The sequence below is a fragment of the Corynebacterium sp. NPDC060344 genome, from assembly GCF_042725215.1.
GTDB lineage: Bacteria > Actinomycetota > Actinomycetes > Mycobacteriales > Mycobacteriaceae > Corynebacterium.
In genome coordinates, this window is the sequence record NZ_JBHXCS010000001.1 from 31,471 (window position 1) to 52,705 (window position 21,235).

Here is a 21,235-nt window from a genome sequence, read left to right on the forward strand (position 1 = left end):
CGACTAGTTGTTCACGCGCGACAGGTAGGAACCGTCGCGGGTGTCGATCTTGAGCACGTCACCGGTCTCGATGAACAGCGGGACCTGCACCTCGGCGCCGGTCTCCAGGGTGGCGGGCTTGGTGCCGCCGGTGGAACGGTCGCCCTGCAGGCCCGGGTCGGTCTGCGCGACGGTCAGGTCGACGGAGACGGGCATCTCGGCGAACAGGGCCTCGCCCTCGTGGAAGGACACCTGCACGGAGGTGTTCTCCAGCAGGAAGCGCGCGGCCTCGCCCATCAGGTGCGGCGGGACGTTGATCTGGTCGTAGTCCTTCTCGTCCATCAGGACGTAGTCGTCGCCGTCGCGGTACAGGAAGGTCATGTCGCGGCGGTCGACGGTGGCGGTCTCGACCTTGACGCCGGCGTTGAAGGTCTTGTCGGTGACCTTGCCCGAAACGACGTCCTTGAGCTTCGTGCGCACGAATGCGGGGCCCTTGCCCGGCTTGACGTGCTGGAACTCGACGATCTGCTGCAGCTTGTTGTCGATCTTCAGCACGAGGCCGTTCTTGAAGTCGGAGGTGGATGCCACGAATAGCTCCTGTTGGGGTAGACGACGGGTCTGACCGGTACACGATACCCCCACCACCGCCCCAGCGCTAAAGCGGCGCGCCGGTCACGCCGGACGAGCCGGACACGCCGGACGAGCCGCCATTGCCCGGCTCCCCCGCCGGGCCGCGGATCAGACCGTCTTGGGCAGCGGGGTGATGATCTCCGGCTCGCCGTCGGTGACGATGACCGTGTCCTCGATGCGCACCCCGCCGAACCCGGGCACGTAGATGCCCGGCTCGATGGTCAGCGTCATGCCGGTGGCCAGGGTCTCCTGCGAACGACTGGAGGCGTACGGGGCCTCGTGGACGTCGAGGCCGATGCCGTGGCCGGTCGAGTGCACGAAGTACTCGCCGTGCCCTGCCGAGACGATGACCTCGCGGCAGGCCCGGTCGACGTCGGCCAGCGGGGTGCCGGGCCGCGCCGCGGCCACCCCGGCGAGCTGGGCGCGCAGCACGGTGGAGTAGATCTCCATGGCGAACTCTCCCGCAGCCTCCGACCCGCCCACGACGAGCGTGCGCGTCATGTCCGAGTGGTAGCCGTTTTTCGATGCGCCGAAATCGATGGTGACCAGGTCACCGTCGCACAGCACCCGGTCCTCGGCACCGGCGTGCGGCTTCGCGGAGTTGGGCCCCGACGCCACGATCGTGTCGAACGCAATGCCGTCGGCGCCGCCCACGCGCATCCGGTGCTCCAGGTCGGCGGCGATCGTGCGCTCGGTGGCCCCCGCGGCGATCACGCCGGATTCCAGCAACCCCTCGAAGGCCGCCACGGCGATGTCCGCGACCTCGCGCAGGGCCGCGAGCTCGGCGTCGTCTTTGACTGCACGGAGCTTTTCGACGAGATCGGCCGTCTCCACCAGCTCCGTCCCCTTCGCGGGATCGAGGGCCGCACCGATGCGGTGCATCCCGGCGACGGTGACGTGGGCGGCCTCGAACCCCAGGCGCTTGATGCCGGCGGCGCTGGCGCGGCCGGCGAGTTCGATCGCGCAGTTGCGCGCCAGGTGCAGCTCCAGGTCCGGCGCCTCCACCCCGATCTGGGTGGTGTAGCGGCCGTCGGTGGACACGATCGCCGAGCCATCGGCATTGACCAGGACCGCGCCATTGGACCCGGTGAAACCGGTCAGCCAGCGCACGTGCGCCGGGTGGTCGACGACGATGGCGCCGCAGCCCAGCCCGGAGAGCTGATCGGCCAGACGGGCGCGGCGGTCCGCGTAGTCGATGGTGGGCGCGTCGTCGATGGTGGCGTCGGTCGTGGCGTTCATCGGTTGTCCTCCGGGGTCTCGGTGGTCAGCTGGGCGGCGATCCGTCGCAAAGCAAGACCGTAACCGTCGGTGCCGCAGCCGACGATGATCCCCGCGGCCAGGGCCGACAGCAGCGAGGTGTGGCGAAACTCCTCGCGGGCGTGGACGTTGGAGATGTGGACCTCGTGGAAGCCCGCGCCGTCGGCGATCTCGGCCAGCGCGTCGCGCAGGGCCACCGACGTGTGGGTCAAGCCACCGGGGTTGATGATCACCGGCCAACCGTGGTCGGCGGCCTCGTGCACCCAGTCAATGAGCTCGCCCTCGTGGTTGGACTGGCGGCAGTCGACGGACACGCCCAGCTCGGCGGCCAGGGACTCCAGGCCCGCGACGACGTCGTCGAGCGTGGTCGACCCGTAGACCTCCGGCTGGCGCTTGCCCAGGCGGTTCAGGTTCGGGCCGTTGAGCACGAGCACCGTCTCGGGGACGGCGGTACCGGGGACGGCGGTGGTGGGAGTACTGGGGTCGTTCGCGGTGATGCTCATCGGGCCGACTCCTCATCCGCGGGCTTGCCGGCGGCGGCGAGTGCGGCGTACGCCTCGCGCAGCTGGTCCTCCGTCGGGCCCTCCAGGCGCGAGGTCTCCCCCGGCGCCTCGAGCACCACAAAACGGATCGTGCCGCGGCGGTTCTTCTTGTCCCGGGTCATGCCGGCGAAGAGCTCGTCGTAACGGCCGCTCTCGTAGGTGGTGGGCAGGCCGATGGACTCGAGGATCGCGCGGTGGCGCTCGACCAGGTCGGCGTCGATGAGGCCGGCAATGCGCGCCAGCTCCGCGACGAAGACCATGCCCACGGCGACGGCGTGGCCGTGGCGCCAGCGGTAGTCCTCGTAGCGCTCGACGGCGTGGCCGAAGGTGTGGCCGTAATTGAGCGTCTCGCGCAGCCCGGCCTCCTTCAGGTCCTCCGACACCACGTGCGCCTTGACCCTGATCGCGCGCTCGATGAGCTCCGGCAGCGCGCCGTCGACGTCGAGGCAGGCGGCCGGGTCGGCCTCGTACAGGTCCAGGATGGCCGTGTCGGAGATGAAGCCGGCCTTGATGATCTCCGCCGAACCCGCCACCAGCTCGGCCTTCGGCAGGGTGCGCAGGAAATCCAGGTCCACGAAGACGCCGGAGGGCTCGTGGAAAGCGCCGACGAGGTTCTTGCCGGCGGCGGTGTTGATGCCCGTCTTGCCGCCCACGGCCGCATCGACCATGGCCAGCAACGTGGTGGGCACCTGATAGACCTTGATGCCGCGCATCCACGCCGCGGCGACGTAGCCGCCGAGGTCGGTCGCCGCACCACCGCCGACGGCGACGATGGCATCGGTGCGGCCCAGGCCGCGCTCGCCGAGCACGTCCCAGCACCGGCCGGCCGACTCCAGCGTCTTGCCTTCCTCCGCGTCCTCGATCTCGAGGGCGAAGGCGGCCACGCCGTTGGCGGACAGCGCCTCGACGATCCGGTTGGCCGCGGGGGCGACGCTGCCCTGGTGGATCACGCAGACGTTGGCCGCCGACCCGGCGGCCTCGGCGATCTCGGCGGTGAGGCCGGAACCGATCCGCACCTCATAGGGGGCGGGTCCGTTGACGGGGATGGTGGTCACGGTGCGCGGTGTCCTTTCGCGGATGGGGATCAGTCTCGGTCGTCGCCGCAGTCGCCGGCGTCGAGGTAGCCCAGGATCTCGGCGACCACGCGCTGCGGCGAGCGGGAATCGGAGCGCGCCTTGAAGCTGGCGACCTCCTCGTACAGCGGGCGCCGGAACTCGTAGAGCCTGCGGTAGTGCTCGGCCGGATCATCGGCGGAGAGAACGGGGCGGCCCGATTCGCCGGCGGTGCGGCGCACGCCCTCCTCGATGCTCACCTCGAGGTAGATGACGTCGTGGTCGGCGAGGCGGTTGCGGGTGGCCTCGGACAGGACCGCGCCACCGCCGAGAGAGATGATGCCGGGGCGCTGGAGGGCCTCGGCGATGACCTCTTCCTCGATCTCGCGGAAGCGGGGCTCGCCCAGCGACGTGAACACGTTGCCGCAGGTGTCGCCTTCGCGTTCCTCGATGAGGTGGTCGGTGTCCGTCAGCGGCGCGTGCAGCGCGCGGGACAGCCGTCGGCCGATGGTGGATTTGCCTGCGCCGGGCGGGCCGACGAGGACTACGCGGGGAGTTGCCATCGCTGCCGAAACCTACTCCCAGTCCAGGCGGTCCGCGACCTGTGCCAGGTAGCCCTCGACATTGCGCCGCAGCTCGGTGAGCGAGTCGCCGCCGAACTTCTCGGTGACGGCGCGCGCCAGCGTCAGGGCGACCATCGTCTCGGCGACGACGCCGCCGGCCGGCACGGCGCACACGTCGGAGCGCTGGTGGATGGCGGTGGCGGCCTTGCCGGACTCCATGTCCACGGTCTTCAGCGCGCGCGGCACGGTGGAGATCGGCTTCATGGCGGCGCGGACGACCAGCGGCTGGCCGTTGGTCATGCCGCCCTCCAGTCCCCCGGCGCGGTTGGTCAGGCGGTCGACGCCGGAGCCGTCCTCGGCGCGGACCATCTCGTCGTGGGCCTCGGTGCCGCGGCGGCGGGCCTCCTCGAAACCGTCGCCGATCTCGACGCCCTTGACGGACTGGATGCCCATTACCGCCGACGCCAGCTGCGCGTCCAGGCGCGCTTCGCCGGAGATGTGGGAGCCCAGGCCGACGGGAAGGCCGTGGACGACGACCTCGACGATGCCGCCGAGGGTGTCGCCCTGCTTCTTCGCGGCCTCGATCTCGGAGACCATCGACTCCTCGGCCTCCTTGGAGAAGGCGCGCACCGGCGAGTCGTCGATGGCGTCCTGGTCGGCGAAGGTCGGCAGCGGGCCCTCGTAGGGCTCGGAGGCGCCGATGGAGATGACGTGGCTGACGATCTCCACGCCCAGCGCCTCGCGCAGGATCGACCGGGCGACGGTGCCGGCGGCGACGCGTGCGGCGGTCTCGCGGGCCGAGGAGCGCTCGAGGATGTTGCGGGCGTCGGTGTGCCCGTACTTGAGCATGCCGTTGAAGTCGGCGTGCCCCGGGCGCGGGCGGGTCAGCGTCGCGCCGCGGGCGCCGTCGAGCTCGGCCGGGTCGACCGGGTCGGAACTCATGACGGTGGTCCACTTGGGCCACTCGGTGTTGCCGATCATGATGGCCACCGGCGAGCCGAGCGTGCGCCCGTGGCGGACGCCGCCGAGCAGCGTGACCTCATCGGCTTCGAACTTCATGCGGGCGCCGCGGCCGTAGCCCAGGCGGCGGCGTGCGAGCTGACGGGAGACGTCCTCCCGGGTGACGGGGAAGTCGGCGGGAACGCCCTCGATCATGGCGACGAGCGCCTGCCCGTGCGATTCTCCTGCTGTGGTCCAACGAAGCATGCGCACATCATCTCATGTTCGTAACGCCCGTCACTCCACCGGTCCCCCGAGCGCGACCCCCGCGCACGCCAGCAGCATCGACGGCCCATGCGGCATGGCCCTCTTCCGCCACGCGAGCCCGGCCAGCGCCGTGAGCATCCCGGCGGCGATCATCGCGGTCAGGGTGCCGGGCACCCCGGCGTGCCAGCCGGCCACGCCGCCGAGCGTCAGCGCCAGCTTGACGTCGCCTCCTCCCATCGCACCCGGCTTGACGACACCCACCGCCCCGTACCCCACCGCCCAGATGGCGGCGCCGCACAGGAATGCGGCGAATGCGGCGTCGTCAAGCGAGAATGCCGCGGCGACGGGAAAAGCCGGGAGAGTCAGGCGATCCGGAAGCCGGCGCGACGCGACGTCGTGCCACGACAACCACAGCGCCCATCCCGCGTACATGCACCAGAACAGCGCCCCCATCCCCATGCCGGGGATCTAACCGGAAAACGCTGCCTCGCGCATGGCGGCCTCGGGGGCCCGCTCGCCGGTGAACTGCTCGAACTGGCCCAGCGCCTGGTGCAGCAGCATGGTCAGGCCGCCCAGGGCCGCGTGGCCGTTGCGCTCGGCTGCGGCGACCAGCGGCGTCGGCCACGGGTCGTAGATGACGTCGAGGATGCGCGGCGCTCGGGCCAGCGGGCCGGCGTAGCTCTCCAAGGCCTCCGACGGCACCGTGGAGACCAGGACATCGGCGGAGCCTGCGACGTCGGCGAGATTCGGGGCCGTGAACGGCACCCACGTGAAGCTCACGCCCAGCTGCGCCGCCAGGGGCTCCAGCGCATAGACGCGCTCGGAACGGGCCACCGCGGAGACGCGCTTGATCCCGGCCTGGGCCAGGGCCCACAGCGCGGGGCGTGCCGTGCCGCCTGCGCCGACCAGCACCGCGCGGCCGTCGGGCAGGCGATGGGCGCCGAGCTCCTTCAGCGCGCCGGTGACGCCATCGCAGTCGGTGTTGTCGGCGCGCCAGCCATCGGCCGTGCGCACCAGCGTGTTGGCCGAGCCGATGGCGCGGGCCCGGTCGGTGGCGGTGTCCACGAAATCCAGCGCCGCGAACTTGCCGGGCATGGTCACCGAAAAGCCGGCGTAGGAGTCGTCGGCTCCCCCGACGATGCGCGGCAGATCCTCCGCCGAGCAGCGGAACCGCCCGTACTCCCAGTCGTCGAGGCCCAGCGCCGCATACCCGGCGTTGTGGATCAGCGGCGAACGGGAATGCTCGACCGGGTCACCGAGGACCGCGGCGCGATGGGCGACCGGGGTGCGGCTCATCGGTTGGAATCCAGCACGCCGTTGGCGATGGACTCCTGGATCGCGGCCTGGTGCTCCTCGAAGGTCGTGGTGAAGACCGTGCGGCCGTCCTTGTCCACGGTGACGAAGTAGAGCCACGGGCCCTCGGCCGGGTTTTCCATGGCCGTGATCGCCTCCAGCGACGGCGACGAGATCGGGGTCTCCGGCAGGCCGTCCTTGGCGTAGGTGTTCCACGCGGTGACGCGAGCGCGGTCCTCGTCGGTGGTGGCGATCTCCTGGTCCGGCAGGTCGTAGTTGACCGTCGAGTCGAACTGCATGCGCATCGGCTCTTCGAGGCGGTTGAGGATGACCCGGCCGACCTTGTCGAAGTCGCCGTCCGGCGCCTCCATCTGGATCAGCGACGCGGCGGTGATCAGCTCGTACGGCGACAGGCCGACGCGCTGGGCGGAGGCCTCCAGGCCGGTCTGCTCGTAACGGGTCGCAGACTCCGAGACCAGGGCCGCGATGATCTCGCCGGCGGAGGACTGCGGGTTGAACTGGTGCACGCCCGGGGTGATCAGGCCCTCGAGGCGGCGCGCATCGTCGCCGCGGGCGCCGACCTCGTTGGCCGCCCACGCCGGCACGCCCAGCGCACCCGGATCCATGGAACCGGCGGCCTGCTTCAGCTCGTCGACGGAGACGCAATCGCCCTCGCCCATGCACGACGCCTCGGAGATGAGCGTGAAGATGCCCTTGCGCACGTCATCCGACGCAACGATGTGGGTGTCCATCAGCCGCGTGCCGGTGGGGATGTCGACGGTGCCCGCCTGGTTCGCCGGATCGAGGAGCGCCTCGACCGCCGACGACGCCGACATCTTCTTCTCCAGCCGGTAGAAACCGGGCTGCAGCTCGCCCGACCGGGCATGGGAGTTGGCCGCCGACATGAACGCGTCCTGCGTTGCGACGACGCCCTGCTCCTCCAGCTCGGTGGACAGGTCCGACAGCGACGAGCCCTGGGCGACCTCGACGACGACGGTTTCGCCGTTGCCCTCGCCCGAGTAGTCGCCGGAGACCCCGCCGCGCAGCCACAGGAAACCGACGCCCGCGAGGATGATCACGCTGAGCAGGATCGAGGTGACGTTGATGGCCATCGACGTCTGGCGGCGACGGACTCGTCCGCGCCGGCCCTTCCCGGGCTTCGCGGTCTTCTTGGTCCTAGCGGCCGACTTCGGGCCAGTGCTCATCTCGGTCTCCTCGGGGACGGGCACCCGACCGCGGGCGGGTGGTCGGGACAATCTTGTTGATTCTCCCCCATGCAATGCCCGATTGTCACATTTCAATTACGGAGTGTCGTGCAAAAATTGCCGGCGCTGATCCAACCACGACTGCAGGATTTCCACCGCCGCGGCCTGGTCGATGACCCCGCGACCGCTCTTGACGTCGCGTCCGGCCTGGTGGAGCCGGGACTGCGCCATGACGGTGGTCATCCTCTCGTCCGCCATCCGGATGGCCACGCCCTCCCCCAATCGCCGCCCGAGACGGAAGGCGACGTCCCCCGCTTTGCGCGCGGACGTGCCCGGGGTGCCGTCGAGCATGAGCGGCAGGCCGATGACGATCTCGACGACCTCGAGGTCGACGGCGAGCTCGACGAGGCGGTCGATGTCCGCCCCGTCCGGCCCGCGCCGCCCGGTCTCGCGGGCGACGGTCTCCACCGGGGTGGCCAGCAGGCCATCGGGATCGGACATGGCGACGCCGACGCGGACGTCGCCGACGTCGATGCCCAGCCGCCTGCCGCGGCCCGGGTCGTCGGCGCCGGGACGGTCGAGCTCGAGCTTGGCCATTGCCTAGCCCAGCGAATCGGCGATGGCCGCCAGGCCCGCCTCGATGCCGGCGGGCTCGGAACCCGAGCCCTGAGCCAGCTGGGGCTTGCCGCCGCCGCGGCCGCCGATGCGCTCGCCCAGCAGTTTGACCAGGTCACCGGCCTTATGGCCGGCATCGACGCCGGCGTCGGTGACGGCGACGGCGAACGGCGCCTTGCCGTCGGCCTCCGCGGCCAGGGCGATGATCGCCGCACGGTCGCCGAGGCGGCCGCGCAGATCGTTGGCCAGGGAGCGGATGTCCTTGGCCTGGGTGCCCGCCGGCAGCTGCAGGCCGAGGTAGGTCACGTCGCCGATGACGCGGGCCTGGTCGAGGTGCGACTGGGCGTCGGCAAGCAAACGGGCCGCCTTGAGGTCGGCCACCTGCTTCTCCGCGGCCTTCAGGCGCTCCGAGAGCGCGGCGATGCGGTCCGGCAGCTGCGCCGACGGGGACTTGAACTCCGCGGCCAAGCGCTCGGCGAGCATGCGCTCGGTGGACAGGTACCGGAAGGAATCCAGGCCCGAGTACGCCTCGATGCGGCGCACGCCCGAACCGATCGACGACTCGCCGAGCACGGCGACCGGGCCGATCTGCGAGGTGTGGCCGACGTGCGTGCCGCCGCACAGCTCCATGGAGAACGGGCCGCCCATCTCGACGACGCGGACGCGGTCGCCGTAGTTCTCGCTGAACAGGGCCATCGCGCCCATCGCGCGGGCCTCCTCCAGGGAGGTCTCGATGGTGTTGACGCGGTAGTCGGCGTCGGCGGCCTCGTTGGCGATGGCCTCGATGCGCGAGACCTGCTCCGGGGTCAGCTGCTCGCCGTACTTGAAGTCGAAGCGCAGGTAGCCCGGCTTGTTCATCGAACCGGCCTGCGTCGCGGTGGAACCGAGGACCTCGCGCAGCGCACCGTGGATGAGGTGCGTGGCCGAGTGGGCCTGCTCCGCCTTGTGGCGCCACGCCGCGTCGACCGCGACCTCCGCCAGCTCGCCGACGGCCAGCTCGCCGCCGACGACGCGGCCCTTGTGCAGCCACAGCTTCTTGCCCACGCGCTGGACGTCGTCGACCTCCAGCACGGCGCCCGAAGCGGTGGTGATGCGCCCGTGGTCCGCCATCTGGCCGCCGCCCTCGGCGTAGAGCGGGGAACGGTCGAGGATCAGCTCGACCTCGCCGCCCTCCTCCGCGCGCTCGATGCGCTCGCCGGAGCTGACCAGGCCGATGACCGTGGCCTCGTCGACCAGATTGTCGTAGCCGGTGAACTCGGTCGGGTGCTCGTCGATGAACTCGCGGTAGACGCCGAGATCGCCGTGGGTGCGCTTCTTGGCGGCGTTGTCGGCCTTGGCGCGGGCGCGCTGCTCGGCCATCTCGCGGTCGAACTCGTCGCGGTCGACGGCCAGGCCGGCCTCGGCGGCCATCTCCATGGTCAGGTCGATGGGAAATCCGTGGGTGTCGTGCAGCGCGAACGCGTCGGCGCCCGACAGCGCCGTCGAGCCCTCGGACTTCGCCTTCGCGGCGACGTTCTCGAACAGGTGCGTGCCGGCCTCGAGGGTCTTCAGGAAGGCCTTCTCCTCCGTCAGCGTCACGCGCAGGATGCGGTCCCAGTTGGCCGTGATCTCCGGGTAGGACGGCGTCATGGTGTCGCGGACGGACTCCATCAGCGGCTGCAGGGTCTCGCCGGTGGCGCCGAGCAGGCGGGCGGAGCGGATGATGCGGCGCAGCAGGCGGCGCAGGATGTAGCCGCGGTCCGAGTTGGACGGGGTCACGCCGTCGAGCATGAGCATCAGGCCGGTGCGGCAGTGGTCGGCGATGACGCGGAAGCGCACGTCGTCGCGGTAGCCGTCCTCGCCGCCGGCGCCGTACGTCGAGCCGGTGAGCTTCTCGGCGACGTCGATGACGGGGCGCAGCAGATCGGTCTCGTAGACGTTCTCGACGCCCTGCAGCAGGAACGCGACGCGCTCGATGCCCATGCCGGTGTCGATGTTCTTCTTCGGCAGGGGGCCGAGGATCTCGAAGGAATCCTTGCCGGTGCCCTCGCCGCGCTCGTTCTGCATGAAGACGAGGTTCCAGATCTCGATGTACCGGTCCTCGTCGGCCTCGGGGCCGCCCTCGACGCCGTAGTCCGGGCCGCGGTCGTAGAAGATCTCCGAGCACGGGCCACAGGGCCCGGGCACGCCCATGGACCAGTAGTTGTCGGCCATGCCGCGGCGCTGGATGCGCTCCTCGGGGATGCCGACGACGTCGCGCCAGATGTCGTGGGCCTCATCGTCGTCGAGGTAGACGGTGACCCACAGCAGCTCGGGGTCGATGCCGTAGCCGCCCTGGTCGGCCGGGTTGGTCAGCAGCGCCCACGCGTGCTTGATGGCGCCTTCCTTGAAGTAGTCGCCGAAGGAGAAGTTGCCGGCCATCTGGAAGAAGGTGTTGTGGCGGGTGGTGATGCCCACCTCCTCGATGTCGAGGGTGCGCACGCACTTCTGGATCGACGTCGCCGTGTCGAACTCCGGGGTCTGGTGGCCCAGGAAGTACGGCTTGAAGGGGACCATGCCCGCGTTGACGAACAGCAGGTTGGGGTCGTCCAGCACCAGCGAGGCGCTGGGGACCTCGGTGTGCCCCGCATTCACGAAGTGATCGATGAAACGCTTCCGGATCTCATGGGTCTGCACGACGGTCGGGTCCCTCTTTCGCGGCAATGATGTGTGCGCCGCGCGGTGGCGGCGATAGCCGTGCCAGCATACCCCCTGGGCCGGGTCTACTCCGCCCGCCCCCGCGGCTTGCCGCGGACGATGCCCCGCAGGGTGCCCATGTGCTCGCGCATCGCGCGTTCCCGGCCGTGCGTGCCGGGGCGGTAATACTCCGCGTCGGCGATCGGGTCGGGCGGGTACTGCTGCGTGACGACGCCCCTCGGATCGTCATGGGGGTACTGGTAGTCCACGGCGTTGCCCAGGGCCTTCGCCCCGCTGTAGTGCCCGTCCCTCAGGTGCGGGGGCACGGCGCCGTAGTTGCCGGCGCGGACGTCCTTGAGCGCGGCGTCGATCGCGGCGATCACCGAGTTCGACTTCGGCGCGGTGGCCAGGTGGATGACGGCCTGCGCCAGCGGCAGGCGCCCCTCCGGCAGGCCGATCATCTGGACGGCATCGGCGGCCGCGACGGCGACCTGCAGCGAGGACGGGTCGGCCATGCCGATGTCCTCGCTGGCCAGGATGATGATGCGCCGGGCGATGAACCGCGGGTCCTCCCCGCCCTCGATCATCCGCGCCAGGTAGTGCAGTGCGGCGTCGACGTCGGAGCCGCGGACGGACTTGATGAAGGCGCTGGTGACGTCGTAGTGCTGGTCTCCGTCGCGGTCGTAACGCACCACCGCGCGGTTGACCGACGCCTGGACGGTCTCCACGTCGAGCGTGCCGCCGTCGGGCACCGCCTCGGCGGAGGCCTCCAGGTACGTCAGCGACCGGCGGGCATCGCCGCCGGCGAGCGCGACGAGCTGCGCCAGCGCTTCGTCGTCGACCGAGATCCGCCCGTTCAATCCGCGCTCGTCGGCGACGGTGCGGCGGATGACCTCCGCGACGTCGTCGTCGGAAAGCGGTTCGAGCTGGAGCAGCAGCGACCGGCTCAGCAGCGGCGACACGACGGAGAAGCTCGGGTTCTCCGTCGTCGCGGCGACCAGCAGCACCGTGCGGTTTTCCACCGCGCCCAGCAGCGCATCCTGCTGCGTCTTGGAGAAGCGGTGGACCTCGTCGATGAACAGAACCGTCTGCACGCCCTCGCGGACCAGGTTCTTGCGCGCCCGCTCGATGACGGCGCGAACCTCCTTGACGCCCGCGTTGAGCGCCGACAGGGCCTCGAAACTCCGGCCCGTCGACGTGGAAATCAGACTGGCCAGGGTCGTCTTGCCCGTGCCCGGGGGCCCGAAGAGTATGACGGAGGTGTCTCCCCCGCCCTCGACCAGGCGGCGCAGCGGCGCGCCATCGCCGAGCAGGTGCTTCTGCCCCACGACCTCGTCGAGGGTGCGCGGGCGCATCTTCACCGCCAGCGGCGCATGCGACCCCGGGTGGAAATAGGCGCCGGCGTCCCCGCCGCCGGCGGATCCGGCGGATCCCGGTGCGGAGAAGTCGCCTGCGCCCGGGCCGTCGAAAAGCCCCTGCTCCCCGGCCATGGACGCAGCCCCTACCCGGCGGCCAGTGCGATGACGGCGCGGGCGAAGTCGCCGACCTCGGCCGACCGCGGATCCTCGCAGCCCGCGGAGAACTCCTCGAGCGCGCGGGCGGTGCCCAGGAGATCGCGGCGCTCCAGGGCGCCGCCGCCGAGCGAGCCCGTCGGGCCCGTCTTCGCGTCCTCCGGGATCTCCGCGCCGGCGGTCAGCGCGGCCTGCGGCGAGCCGTAGTGCAGCACCGTCACCGTGATCAGGGTCCAGCCGAGCAGCGCCGTCATCAGGCGGGTGCGCAGATGCTGGTCGCCCACGGCCTCCGGCCACAGGGCGCGGACCTCCTCGACCCATGACCGCACGAAGGACTCGGACTCCTCCGGCGTCGGCGGGCCCGTGAACACGTGCAGCGGGAACCCGGCGATGACGCTGGCGACGTCGAACGTCGCATCGCGGAAGCCGGCCCACTCGTAGTCGAGGAAGCCGACGCGGCCGGCCATGAGGATGTTGTCGGGCGCCAGGTCGAAGGGCGTGAACGCGCGGTGGTGGCCCGAGGAAATGCGGCGCGCGGCCTCCCCGGCCAGGCGGCGGACGCCGTCGGACACGGACGCGCCGAGGTCCTCCAGCCGGCCCATGCCGGACTCGATGGCGCGGACGATGCCGCGGTCGCGCTCGCCGGAGACGTCCTCGTCCCCGCGGTGGCGCGCCCACATGCGCGACAGCAGCGTGTTGAAGCCGTCCTCGCGCTCCGCCGTGCCCGCGTGCATCCGGCCCAGGGCCGCGCCCATCGACCGCAGCGCGCGCAGCCGCTCGGCGTCGTCGCCGGTTTCCAGCACATCCGCCAGAGTCGGCGCATCGCCGGCGTCGGAGATGACGATGATCCGCTCGGCGACGTCATGCGCCAGCAGCTCGGGGCCGGGGCGCACGTCCTCCGGCAGCGAGGTGGCGAACTGGTACGCCACGATTTCGCGCAGCAGGGCCGGGTCGGCGCCGGCGGCGGACGACTCCGGGAGACGCTTCACGACGAGCGAGCGCACCGGCAGGAACGGATTCGGCGACACCCGCAGGCGCACGACCATCGCCCGGCTCGAGCCGCCGAGGTCCTCGGGGTCGGTGAGTTCGGGCCGCCCGCCGAAGCGGTTGGCCAGCAGCTCCCCGGCCGTCGCGATGAGGTCGGCGACGTCGTGCTCGGTGCCGTGGTGGTCGTGGGAATCCATGATCTCCTCGGGCTCGCGCCCTAGTTCTTCTCCTGCTGGTCCTGGCCCTGCGGGGCCTGCTTGTCCTTTGCCTGCGCGGCCTGCGCGGCCTGCTTCTTGTCCGTCTTCGGCTTCGGCTTGAAGTCGATGCCGGACTCCTTGCGCTGCTGCGCGGTCACCGGCGCCGGGGCGTCGGTCAGCGGGTCGACGCCGCCGCCGGACTTGGGGAAGGCGATGGTCTCGCGGATCGACTCCACGCCGGCCAGCAGGGAGACGATGCGGTCCCAGCCGAAGGCGATGCCGCCGTGCGGCGGGGCGCCGAAGGCGAAGGCGTCGAGCAGAAAGCCGAACTTCTCGTGGGCCTCCTCGTCGGTGATGCCCATGACCTCGAACACGCGCTTCTGCACGTCCTGGCGGTGGATGCGGATGGAGCCGCCGCCGATCTCGTTGCCGTTGCAGACGATGTCGTAGGCGTAGGCCAGGGCCTCGCCCGGCTCCTTGTCGAAGGTGTCCAGGTGCTCCGGCTTCGGCGACGTGAACGCGTGGTGCACGGCGGTCCAGGCCGAGTGGCCCAGGGCGACGTCGCCGGAGGCGGTGGCGTCGGCGGCGGGCTCGAACATCGGGGCGTCGACGACCCAGGTGAACGCCCAGTCGCCGTCCTTGATCAGGCCGAGCTTCTCGGCGATCGCGCCGCGGGCGGCGCCGAGGAGGGCGCGCGCGGATTTGGTCTCGCCGGCGGCGAAGAAGATGCAGTCGCCCGGCTTGGCGCCGACGTGGGCGGCGATGCCCTCGCGCTCGGCGTCGGTGATGTTCTTGGCCACCGGGCCGGCCAGCTCGCCGTCCTCGCCGACGAGGATGTACGCCAGGCCCTTGGCGCCGCGCTGCTTGGCCCATTCCTGCCAGGCGTCGAGCTGGCGGCGCGGCTGCGACGCCCCGCCCTCCATGACGACGGCGCCGACGTACTCGTTCTTGAACACGCGGAAGGTGGTGTCCTTGAAGAAGTCGGTGCACTCGGTCAGCTGGATGTCGAAGCGCAGGTCCGGCTTGTCGGAGCCGTACTTCTCCATCGCCTCGCGGTAGGTCATGCGCGGGATCGGGGTGGTGATCTCGTAGCCGCCCTCGCGCCAGATGGCCACCAGGATCTGCTCGGCCAGCGCGATGACGTCGTCCTGCTCGACGAAGCTCATCTCGACGTCGAGCTGGGTGAACTCCGGCTGGCGGTCGGCGCGAAAGTCCTCGTCGCGGTAGCAGCGGGCGATCTGGTAGTAACGCTCCATGCCGCCGACCATGAGCAGCTGCTTGAACAGCTGCGGCGACTGCGGCAGAGCGTAGAAGGAACCGGGCTTCAGGCGGGCCGGCACCAGGAAGTCGCGGGCGCCCTCCGGGGTCGAGCGCGTCAGCGTCGGGGTCTCGATCTCGGTGAAGTCGTTGGAATCGAGCACGGTGCGGGCGGCGCGGTTCATCGCGGCGCGCAGACGCATGATCTTCGCCGGGCCCTCGCGGCGCAGGTCCAGGTAGCGGTACTTCAGGCGCGTCTCCTCGCCGACCTCGTTCGCGCTCGACGCATCGTCGAGCTGGAACGGCAGCGCCGCCGACTCGTTGAGGATCTCCAGCTCGGAGACGTTGAGCTCGATCTCGCCGGAGGCCAGGTTCGGGTTGTGCGAACCCTCCGGGCGCTTTTCGACGACGCCGGTCACCCGCACGCAGTATTCGCTGCGCAGGTGATGGGCGCGCTCCGCGACCTCGCTTTCACGGAAGACGACCTGGGCCAGGCCCGAACGGTCGCGCAGGTCGATGAAGATGACGCCGCCGTGGTCGCGGCGGCGGGCCACCCAACCCGTGAGGGTGACGGTCTGTCCGGCCTGGTCGGCGCGGAGCTCGCCGGCGAGATGCGTACGCAGCACTATTGGGGTCCTTCCAATGTTTTGCCTGTGAGGAATAAGCGAGATCGTGCACCCGTCCGGGCGCGCGTCGTAGGCAGTCTACCCGCCACGGCGGATCGGCTGAGGGCCGGGCCGTCGTAAAGCGGCGAACCTCCCGTGTCCACCTCCCGCAACTGCTTTCGTGCTGGCATACTCGGTGCATGACGTTCCGTTCCGATTTCCAGAAGAGCGGCGACCGAGCTCGCCGCGGTGGCGGCGGCGGCCGCGGCGGCATCGCCGTCGGCGGCGGCATCGGCGGCCTGCTCCTCATCGGCCTGTTCATGCTCCTCGGCGGCGACCCCTCCCAGCTCCAGCAACCCCAGCAGGGCGGCGGCGGCTCGCAACAGGCGCAGCAGGGATTCGAGCACTGCCAGACCGGCGACGACGCCAACGAGCACGTCGACTGCCGCATCGAATTCACCGGCATCTCCGTCGACCGCTTGTGGGCCGAGCAGCTGCCCGCGCAGGCCGGCATCCAGTACCAGGCGCCGGGCATCGAGATCTTCACCGGTTCCACCCAGTCCGGCTGCGGCTACGCGTCGTCGTCGACGGGCCCGTTCTACTGCCCCGCCGACGAGTACTCCTACTATGACGTCACCTTCTTCGATCAGCTGGAGCGCATGGGCGGCGGCGATGGCCCGCTCGCGCAGCAGTACGTGGTGGCGCACGAGTTCGCGCATCACATCCAGAAGCTCGAGGGTACGCTCGGCCGGTCCAACTACAACGATCCCGGCCCGGATTCCGATGCCGTGAAGGTCGAGCTGCAGGCCGACTGCTACGCCGGCATCTGGGCGCACTTCGCGGACAAGGGCCCCGACGCGATCCTCGAGCCGCTGACCCAGCAGCAGGTCGCCGACGCGCTGCAGACCGCCCGCGCCATCGGCGACGACACCATCCAGGGCCACTCCGGCGGCGACATCCGCCCCGACCTGTGGACCCACGGCTCCGCCGAGCAGCGCGCCGATGCGTTCCTGACCGGCTACCAGACCGGCAAGATGTCCCAGTGCGACACCCTGGAGCGGGGCGTGTACAAGTAGGCCGCGGTCAGTACCCGGCCTGGATCAGCGCGACCAGGCCCCAGACCGCGGCGATGGCCAGCGCGATGACGAGGACCATCAGCACCACCAGCAGGATCACCGCGCCGATGAGATAGCGCTTCGACGACGTCGCCACCCCGGCGGGGTCGTCGAGTGCTTTCGTCATCAGGCGCTCGTTGCGGATGTTGGCGCGGAAGAAGAAGTCGAAGGCGTCGCCGAGGACGGGGATGGCGCCGATGGTCATGTCGAGCAGCAGGTTGAACGCCATGCGCAGCAGCACGATGAACGGCACCCGGTACCGGATCCCGTCGATGACCAAGCCCGCCGTGGCCACCGCACCGGCCGCGTCGCCGACGCCGGGGATCAGTCCGACGATCGGATCGAGCCCGACCCGCCGGTTCGTGCCCGGGATAGTGAACAGGTCGTCCATCCAATGGGCGATCGCGCGCGACGTGCGGTTGAGGGAACGGGGCCGGGCATTGCCTTGCGGCTGGGGGTGTTCGGCGTTCATGCCGCCAACAGTAGGCCCCGGTAGCCTCGGCGACATGAACGATGCGCCCCGCAGCAGCTCTTCCGGCGATTCCGGCACCATGGCCCCGGCCGTCTCCCCCGGCGGCAACGCCACCGCCTTCCTCGCCGCATTCAACGACATCGAGGCCCATCTGCGCCGCGATCTGGGCGCCAAGCCGTCGGACGGGTTCAAGTGGATGGTCAATCTCAGCCACCGCAAGCATCGGCTTTCCGACGCCCAGCGTTCCGCCCTCATGGCGTTTTCCGACCTGCGCAATGCGATCAGCCATGGCGAGTACCGCGACGGCCGGCCCATCGCCGATCCCCTGCCCGAGACGGTCGCCGACGCCGAGCGCCTGGCGCGTACGCTCATCGATCCCCCGCTGGTGCTTTCGGTGCTGCCGGAACGGCGGCCGGTGACGGTGGCGCCGGAGGACTCCGTCGACAAGGTCTTTTCCGTTCTCGCCGAATCGACGTACTCGCAGTTCCCGGTATACGAGGGCGGCGAGGACCGCGGGCGATGCACGGCGATGCTGACGACGGACGCCATCGCCATCTGGGTCGCCCACGACTACGGCGACGACGGGCGGCTCGAGGCGAAGACCGTCGCCGACGTACTGGAATGGGCCGGTTCGCGCGACATGCCGTACTTCATGCCGCGCACGGCGACCGTGCAGGATGCCGTCACGGCGCTGACCATCCCCGGCGACGACGGCCTGGTGCCCCGCGCGCTGATCATCACCGAACACGGCCGCGCCGACCAGAAGCCGCTGCGCGTCGTCGGCGGCGCCGATCTCCCCGCACTGTGGGCCGAAGTCCAGCTCGGGGCGTATTAGCATTCGCGAACGCGTGGACACCCGGACCCCGCATACCCCGACATCACCACCCGCCCCCCGCAAACCCCGACATCAATACCCCGACATCACCACTGTTGTCGGGGTTTGGCCACGCCAATTCGACTCCTGTCGGGGTTTAGATGTCGGGGTTTAGACCCAACGGCAGCGATGCCGGGGTTTAGACGCAATGGCAGCGATGTCGGAGATTGGGCACAGCGGCGGTGATGTCGGGGTTTGGGCGCTGCGGTGGTGGTGTCGGCGTCTAGGTGTGGGGGTTCAGCCGCGCCGCGAAACGCCGCACTGAGAAGCGCGCCCGGTCGAAACACGCCGTGCCGCCCTACTTGCGCACGTGTCAACAAAGCGTTATTGTTGACGTATCACCAATTAGGGAAGCCGGAGTCACCGGCTTCGCCCGCAATAGACCTTCACCACACCAGGAGCACGCAATGCAGTTCGGCATCTTCACCATCGGCGACGTCACCACCGACCCGACCACCGGCACCACCCCGACCGAGCACGAGCGCATCGACGCCATGACCCAGATGGCGCTGAAGGCCGAGGAGGTCGGCCTCGACGTCTTCGCCACCGGCGAGCACCACAACCCGCCGTTCGTGCCCTCCTCCCCGACGACCCACCTCGGCTACATCGCGGCGAAGACCGAGAAGCTGCAGCTGTCGACGGCCACGACGCTGATCACCACCAACGACCCCGTCAAGATCGCCGAGGACTTCGCCTTCCTGCAGCACCTCTCCGGCGGCCGCGTCGACCTGATGATGGGCCGCGGCAACACCGGCCCGGTCTACCCGTGGTTCGGCAAGGACATCCGCCAGGGCATCCCGCTGGCCGTGGAGAACTACCACCTGCTGCGCCGCCTGTGGCGCGAGCGCCCCGTCAACTGGTCGGGCGAGTTCCGCACGCCGCTGCAGGGCTACGTGTCCACGCCGTGGCCGCTGGACGACACCCCGCCGTTCGTGTGGCACGGCTCGATCCGCTCCGTGCAGATCGCCGAGCAGGCCGCGTTCTACGGCGACGGCTTCTTCCACAACAACATCTTCTGGAACAAGGAGCACACGGCGAAGATGGTCAACATCTACCGCCGCCGCTTCGAGCAGTTCGGGCACGGCCAGGCGGACCAGGCCATCGTCGGCCTGGGCGGCCAGGTCTTCATCGGCGACACGGAGGAGAAGGCGAAGAAGTTCTTCCGCCCCTACTTCGACAATGCCCCGGTCTACGGCCACGGCCCGTCGCTGGAGGAGTTCACCGAGATGACTCCGCTGACCGTCGGCACGGTCGAGCAGGTCGTCGAGCGCACCATGCAGTTCGCGGATTGGGTGGGCGACTACCAGCGCCAGCTGTTCCTCATGGACCACGCGGGCCTGCCGCTGGAGGTCGTCCTGGAGCAGATCGAGATCCTGGGCAAGGAGGTCGTCCCGGAGGTCCGCCGCCGCATGGAGGCCCGCCGCCCGGAGCACGTCCCCTCGGACCCGCCGACCCACGCCACCCTCAAGCTCGACCGCGAGCACCCGCACCACAAGGTGCAGCCGGGCCGCGTCGAGGACAAGTAGCACCCCGCTGATCCCGCTGGAAAGGAGCACCGACATGCGCACCATCGCAGTCATCACGGCCGGGTTGTCCACGCCGTCGTCGACGCGCCAGCTCGCCGACATGCTTGCCGACGCCACCGTCGCCGCCATCACCGCGCGCGGCGAGTCCGCCGAGGTCGAGGTCATCGAGGTCCGCGATCTCGCCCGCGATCTGGCCGATGCCTTCACCGTCGGCGGACTGTCCTCCGCACGACTCGACGAGGCCCGCCGCACCGTCGCCGCCGCCGACGGCGTCATCGCGGTCTCGCCCGTGTTCAAGGCGTCGTACTCGGGCCTGTTCAAGATGTTCGTCGATTCGCTTGACGACGACGCCCTGCGCTCCGTGCCCACCGTCCTCGGGGCGACCGCCGGCACCGCCCGGCACTCGCTCGCGGTCGACCACGCCCTGCGCCCGCTGTTTTCCTACATGGGCGCCATGGTCGCGCCGACCGGCGTGTTCGCCGCCACGGACGACTTCGGCGCGGCCACGTTCACCGGTGGCGGCGGCGGAGGCGGTACCGGAGCCACTGCAAACGGAGCCGACGGAAATGGCGGGGGCACCGCTCCCCTGACCTCGCGGGTGTCCCGCGCCGCGGGCGAACTCGCCGACCTCGTTCTGGCGCAGGGCGTGGGCGGATTGGCCGCCGGCACGACCCGCCGGTCGGGCTCCGGCATCGAGGAGCCGTCGGGCCCGTCCTTCGGCGATTTGCTCAAGGGCCACCTGGGGTAGTTTCGCCTACCATCGGGGCATGCGGATCATCCCCAACATCTGGTGCGACGGCACCGCCCTCGAGGCGGCCGAGTTCTACGCGGGCGTCTTCCGGGACGCGGCGATCACGAAGATCGTCACCTACCCGGAAGACGGCCTGCCCGACTTCCAGGCCCACATGGCGGGCCGGCCCCTGACCGTGGACGTCGAGATCCACGGCAGGCCCCTGACCCTGATCAACGCCGGGCCCGAGTTCCGGCCGAACCATTCGATCAGCTTCTTGCTCAACTTCGATCCCGCGGAGTTCGGGGATGACGGAGACGACGTCGCAAAGCGAACGGACCTGGCCCGCGCGTACCTGGACCAGGTCCACGATGCGCTCATCGACGGCGGCGGCGCGATGATGGAGCTCGGCGAGTACCCGCACAGCCCGCGGTACGCGTGGATCCACGACCGCTACGGCGTGACGTGGCAGCTGATGCTCACCGACCCCGACGGCGACCCGCGCCCGTTCCTCACGCCGTCGTTCATGTTCGGCGGCACCAACCAGGACAATGCCCGCGAGGCGACGGACTTCTGGATCGGGGTGCTCGACGACTCGTCGCGCGGCGCGCTGGTCGAGTACGAGCACGGCGCGGTGATGTTCACGGACTTCCGTCTGGCCGGCGACTGGTTCGCGGCGATGGACTCGGCCGTCCCGCAGGACATGGCCTTCACCGAGGGCATCTCGCTCATGGTCGAATGCCGCCCGGGCGACGAGCTCGACCGCGTGTGGGAGGCCCTGTCCGCCGACCCCGCGGCCGAGGTGTGCGGCTGGTGCAAGGACCGCTACGGCGTGTCGTGGCAGGTGGTGCCGGACACCATGGACGAGTTGATGGCCAAGCCCGGCGCCTACGCCACCATGATGGGCATGAAGAAGATCGACCCGGACGGGTTCTGAGCCTCCGGGCGGCCATGGCACCGCCGC

Annotated in this window: 20 protein-coding genes; 5 read left to right on the plus strand and 15 right to left on the minus strand. The window is 70.3% G+C overall.

All coding sequences use genetic code 11. The annotated features are described in order from the left end of the window. Positions 1 to 3 precede the first annotated feature (3 nt). The 14 genes from efp to aspS form a co-directional block, all read right to left on the minus strand. The gene (gene efp, locus ACFWGD_RS00155) at positions 4 to 567 is read right to left on the minus strand and encodes an elongation factor P (protein WP_377776508.1); all 564 of its coding nucleotides are present in this window, start codon (positions 565 to 567) and stop codon (positions 4 to 6) included. 150 nt (positions 568 to 717) lie between these two features. After that, positions 718 to 1,848 carry a M24 family metallopeptidase gene (locus ACFWGD_RS00160; RefSeq protein WP_377776509.1) on the minus strand — a complete coding sequence of 377 codons (1,131 nt, stop codon included), beginning with the start codon at positions 1,846 to 1,848 and terminating at the stop codon, positions 718 to 720. After that, positions 1,845 to 2,369, minus strand: coding sequence for a type II 3-dehydroquinate dehydratase (gene aroQ / locus ACFWGD_RS00165; protein ID WP_377776510.1), 525 nt, complete (start codon positions 2,367 to 2,369; stop codon positions 1,845 to 1,847). Before aroQ ends, ACFWGD_RS00160 begins: the two co-directional genes overlap by 4 nt. Further along, on the minus strand, positions 2,366 to 3,463 hold the full coding sequence (aroB, locus tag ACFWGD_RS00170) for a 3-dehydroquinate synthase (RefSeq protein WP_377776511.1): 1,098 nt from the start codon (positions 3,461 to 3,463) through the stop codon (positions 2,366 to 2,368). Before aroB ends, aroQ begins: the two co-directional genes overlap by 4 nt. Before the next feature lie 29 nt (positions 3,464 to 3,492). Further along, positions 3,493 to 4,023, minus strand: a complete 531-nt coding sequence (locus tag ACFWGD_RS00175; RefSeq protein WP_377776512.1) for a shikimate kinase — start codon at positions 4,021 to 4,023, stop codon at positions 3,493 to 3,495. Between the two features lie 12 nt (positions 4,024 to 4,035). Continuing rightward, complete coding sequence (gene aroC / locus ACFWGD_RS00180; protein ID WP_377776513.1) at positions 4,036 to 5,229, minus strand: chorismate synthase; 1,194 nt, start codon at positions 5,227 to 5,229, stop codon at positions 4,036 to 4,038. 30 nt (positions 5,230 to 5,259) lie between these two features. Beyond that, the gene (locus tag ACFWGD_RS00185) at positions 5,260 to 5,688 is read right to left on the minus strand and encodes a prepilin peptidase (protein WP_377776514.1); all 429 of its coding nucleotides are present in this window, start codon (positions 5,686 to 5,688) and stop codon (positions 5,260 to 5,262) included. 9 nt (positions 5,689 to 5,697) lie between these two features. Continuing rightward, entirely contained in the window at positions 5,698 to 6,525 is an 828-nt protein-coding gene (locus tag ACFWGD_RS00190) for a shikimate dehydrogenase (protein WP_377776515.1), read from the minus strand. Continuing rightward, positions 6,522 to 7,634 carry an endolytic transglycosylase MltG gene (gene mltG, locus ACFWGD_RS00195; RefSeq protein ID WP_377776987.1) on the minus strand — a complete coding sequence of 371 codons (1,113 nt, stop codon included), beginning with the start codon at positions 7,632 to 7,634 and terminating at the stop codon, positions 6,522 to 6,524. Before mltG ends, ACFWGD_RS00190 begins: the two co-directional genes overlap by 4 nt. 189 nt (positions 7,635 to 7,823) lie before the next feature. Continuing rightward, positions 7,824 to 8,324, minus strand: a complete 501-nt coding sequence (ruvX, locus tag ACFWGD_RS00200; RefSeq protein WP_377776516.1) for a Holliday junction resolvase RuvX — start codon at positions 8,322 to 8,324, stop codon at positions 7,824 to 7,826. 3 nt (positions 8,325 to 8,327) lie between these two features. Beyond that, on the minus strand, positions 8,328 to 10,997 hold the full coding sequence (alaS, locus tag ACFWGD_RS00205; RefSeq protein WP_377776517.1) for an alanine--tRNA ligase: 2,670 nt from the start codon (positions 10,995 to 10,997) through the stop codon (positions 8,328 to 8,330). Positions 10,998 to 11,083: 86 nt separating this feature from the next. Continuing rightward, positions 11,084 to 12,487: a replication-associated recombination protein A gene (locus ACFWGD_RS00210; RefSeq protein WP_377776518.1), complete on the minus strand. Its 1,404-nt coding sequence runs from the start codon at positions 12,485 to 12,487 to the stop codon at positions 11,084 to 11,086. Positions 12,488 to 12,498: 11 nt separating this feature from the next. Next, positions 12,499 to 13,692: a phosphotransferase family protein gene (locus tag ACFWGD_RS00215; protein WP_377776519.1), complete on the minus strand. Its 1,194-nt coding sequence runs from the start codon at positions 13,690 to 13,692 to the stop codon at positions 12,499 to 12,501. Between the two features lie 20 nt (positions 13,693 to 13,712). Further along, positions 13,713 to 15,575 carry an aspartate--tRNA ligase gene (aspS, locus tag ACFWGD_RS00220; protein WP_377776520.1) on the minus strand — a complete coding sequence of 621 codons (1,863 nt, stop codon included), beginning with the start codon at positions 15,573 to 15,575 and terminating at the stop codon, positions 13,713 to 13,715. Between the two features lie 179 nt (positions 15,576 to 15,754). Between aspS and ACFWGD_RS00225 the strand changes: the two genes are divergently transcribed. Further along, positions 15,755 to 16,630, plus strand: a complete 876-nt coding sequence (locus tag ACFWGD_RS00225; protein WP_377776521.1) for a neutral zinc metallopeptidase — start codon at positions 15,755 to 15,757, stop codon at positions 16,628 to 16,630. Positions 16,631 to 16,637: 7 nt separating this feature from the next. Here ACFWGD_RS00225 and ACFWGD_RS00230 read toward each other — a convergent pair whose 3' ends face one another. Continuing rightward, positions 16,638 to 17,141 (minus strand): DUF4112 domain-containing protein, encoded by a 504-nt coding sequence (locus ACFWGD_RS00230; RefSeq protein WP_377776522.1) that lies wholly within the window; start codon positions 17,139 to 17,141, stop codon positions 16,638 to 16,640. Positions 17,142 to 17,175: 34 nt separating this feature from the next. On the opposite strand from ACFWGD_RS00230, the gene ACFWGD_RS00235 reads away from it, so the two are divergent. The 4 genes from ACFWGD_RS00235 (at position 17,176) to ACFWGD_RS00250 (ending at position 21,208) form a co-directional block, all read left to right on the plus strand. Beyond that, complete coding sequence (locus ACFWGD_RS00235) at positions 17,176 to 17,976, plus strand: CBS domain-containing protein (protein WP_377776523.1); 801 nt, start codon at positions 17,176 to 17,178, stop codon at positions 17,974 to 17,976. A 446-nt stretch (positions 17,977 to 18,422) separates the two neighbouring features. Beyond that, the gene (locus ACFWGD_RS00240) at positions 18,423 to 19,541 is read left to right on the plus strand and encodes a CE1758 family FMN-dependent luciferase-like monooxygenase (protein WP_377776524.1); all 1,119 of its coding nucleotides are present in this window, start codon (positions 18,423 to 18,425) and stop codon (positions 19,539 to 19,541) included. Between the two features lie 34 nt (positions 19,542 to 19,575). Further along, positions 19,576 to 20,289 carry a CE1759 family FMN reductase gene (locus ACFWGD_RS00245; protein WP_377776525.1) on the plus strand — a complete coding sequence of 238 codons (714 nt, stop codon included), beginning with the start codon at positions 19,576 to 19,578 and terminating at the stop codon, positions 20,287 to 20,289. 19 nt (positions 20,290 to 20,308) lie between these two features. Continuing rightward, the gene (locus ACFWGD_RS00250; protein ID WP_377776526.1) at positions 20,309 to 21,208 is read left to right on the plus strand and encodes a VOC family protein; all 900 of its coding nucleotides are present in this window, start codon (positions 20,309 to 20,311) and stop codon (positions 21,206 to 21,208) included. Positions 21,209 to 21,235: the final 27 nt, after the last annotated feature.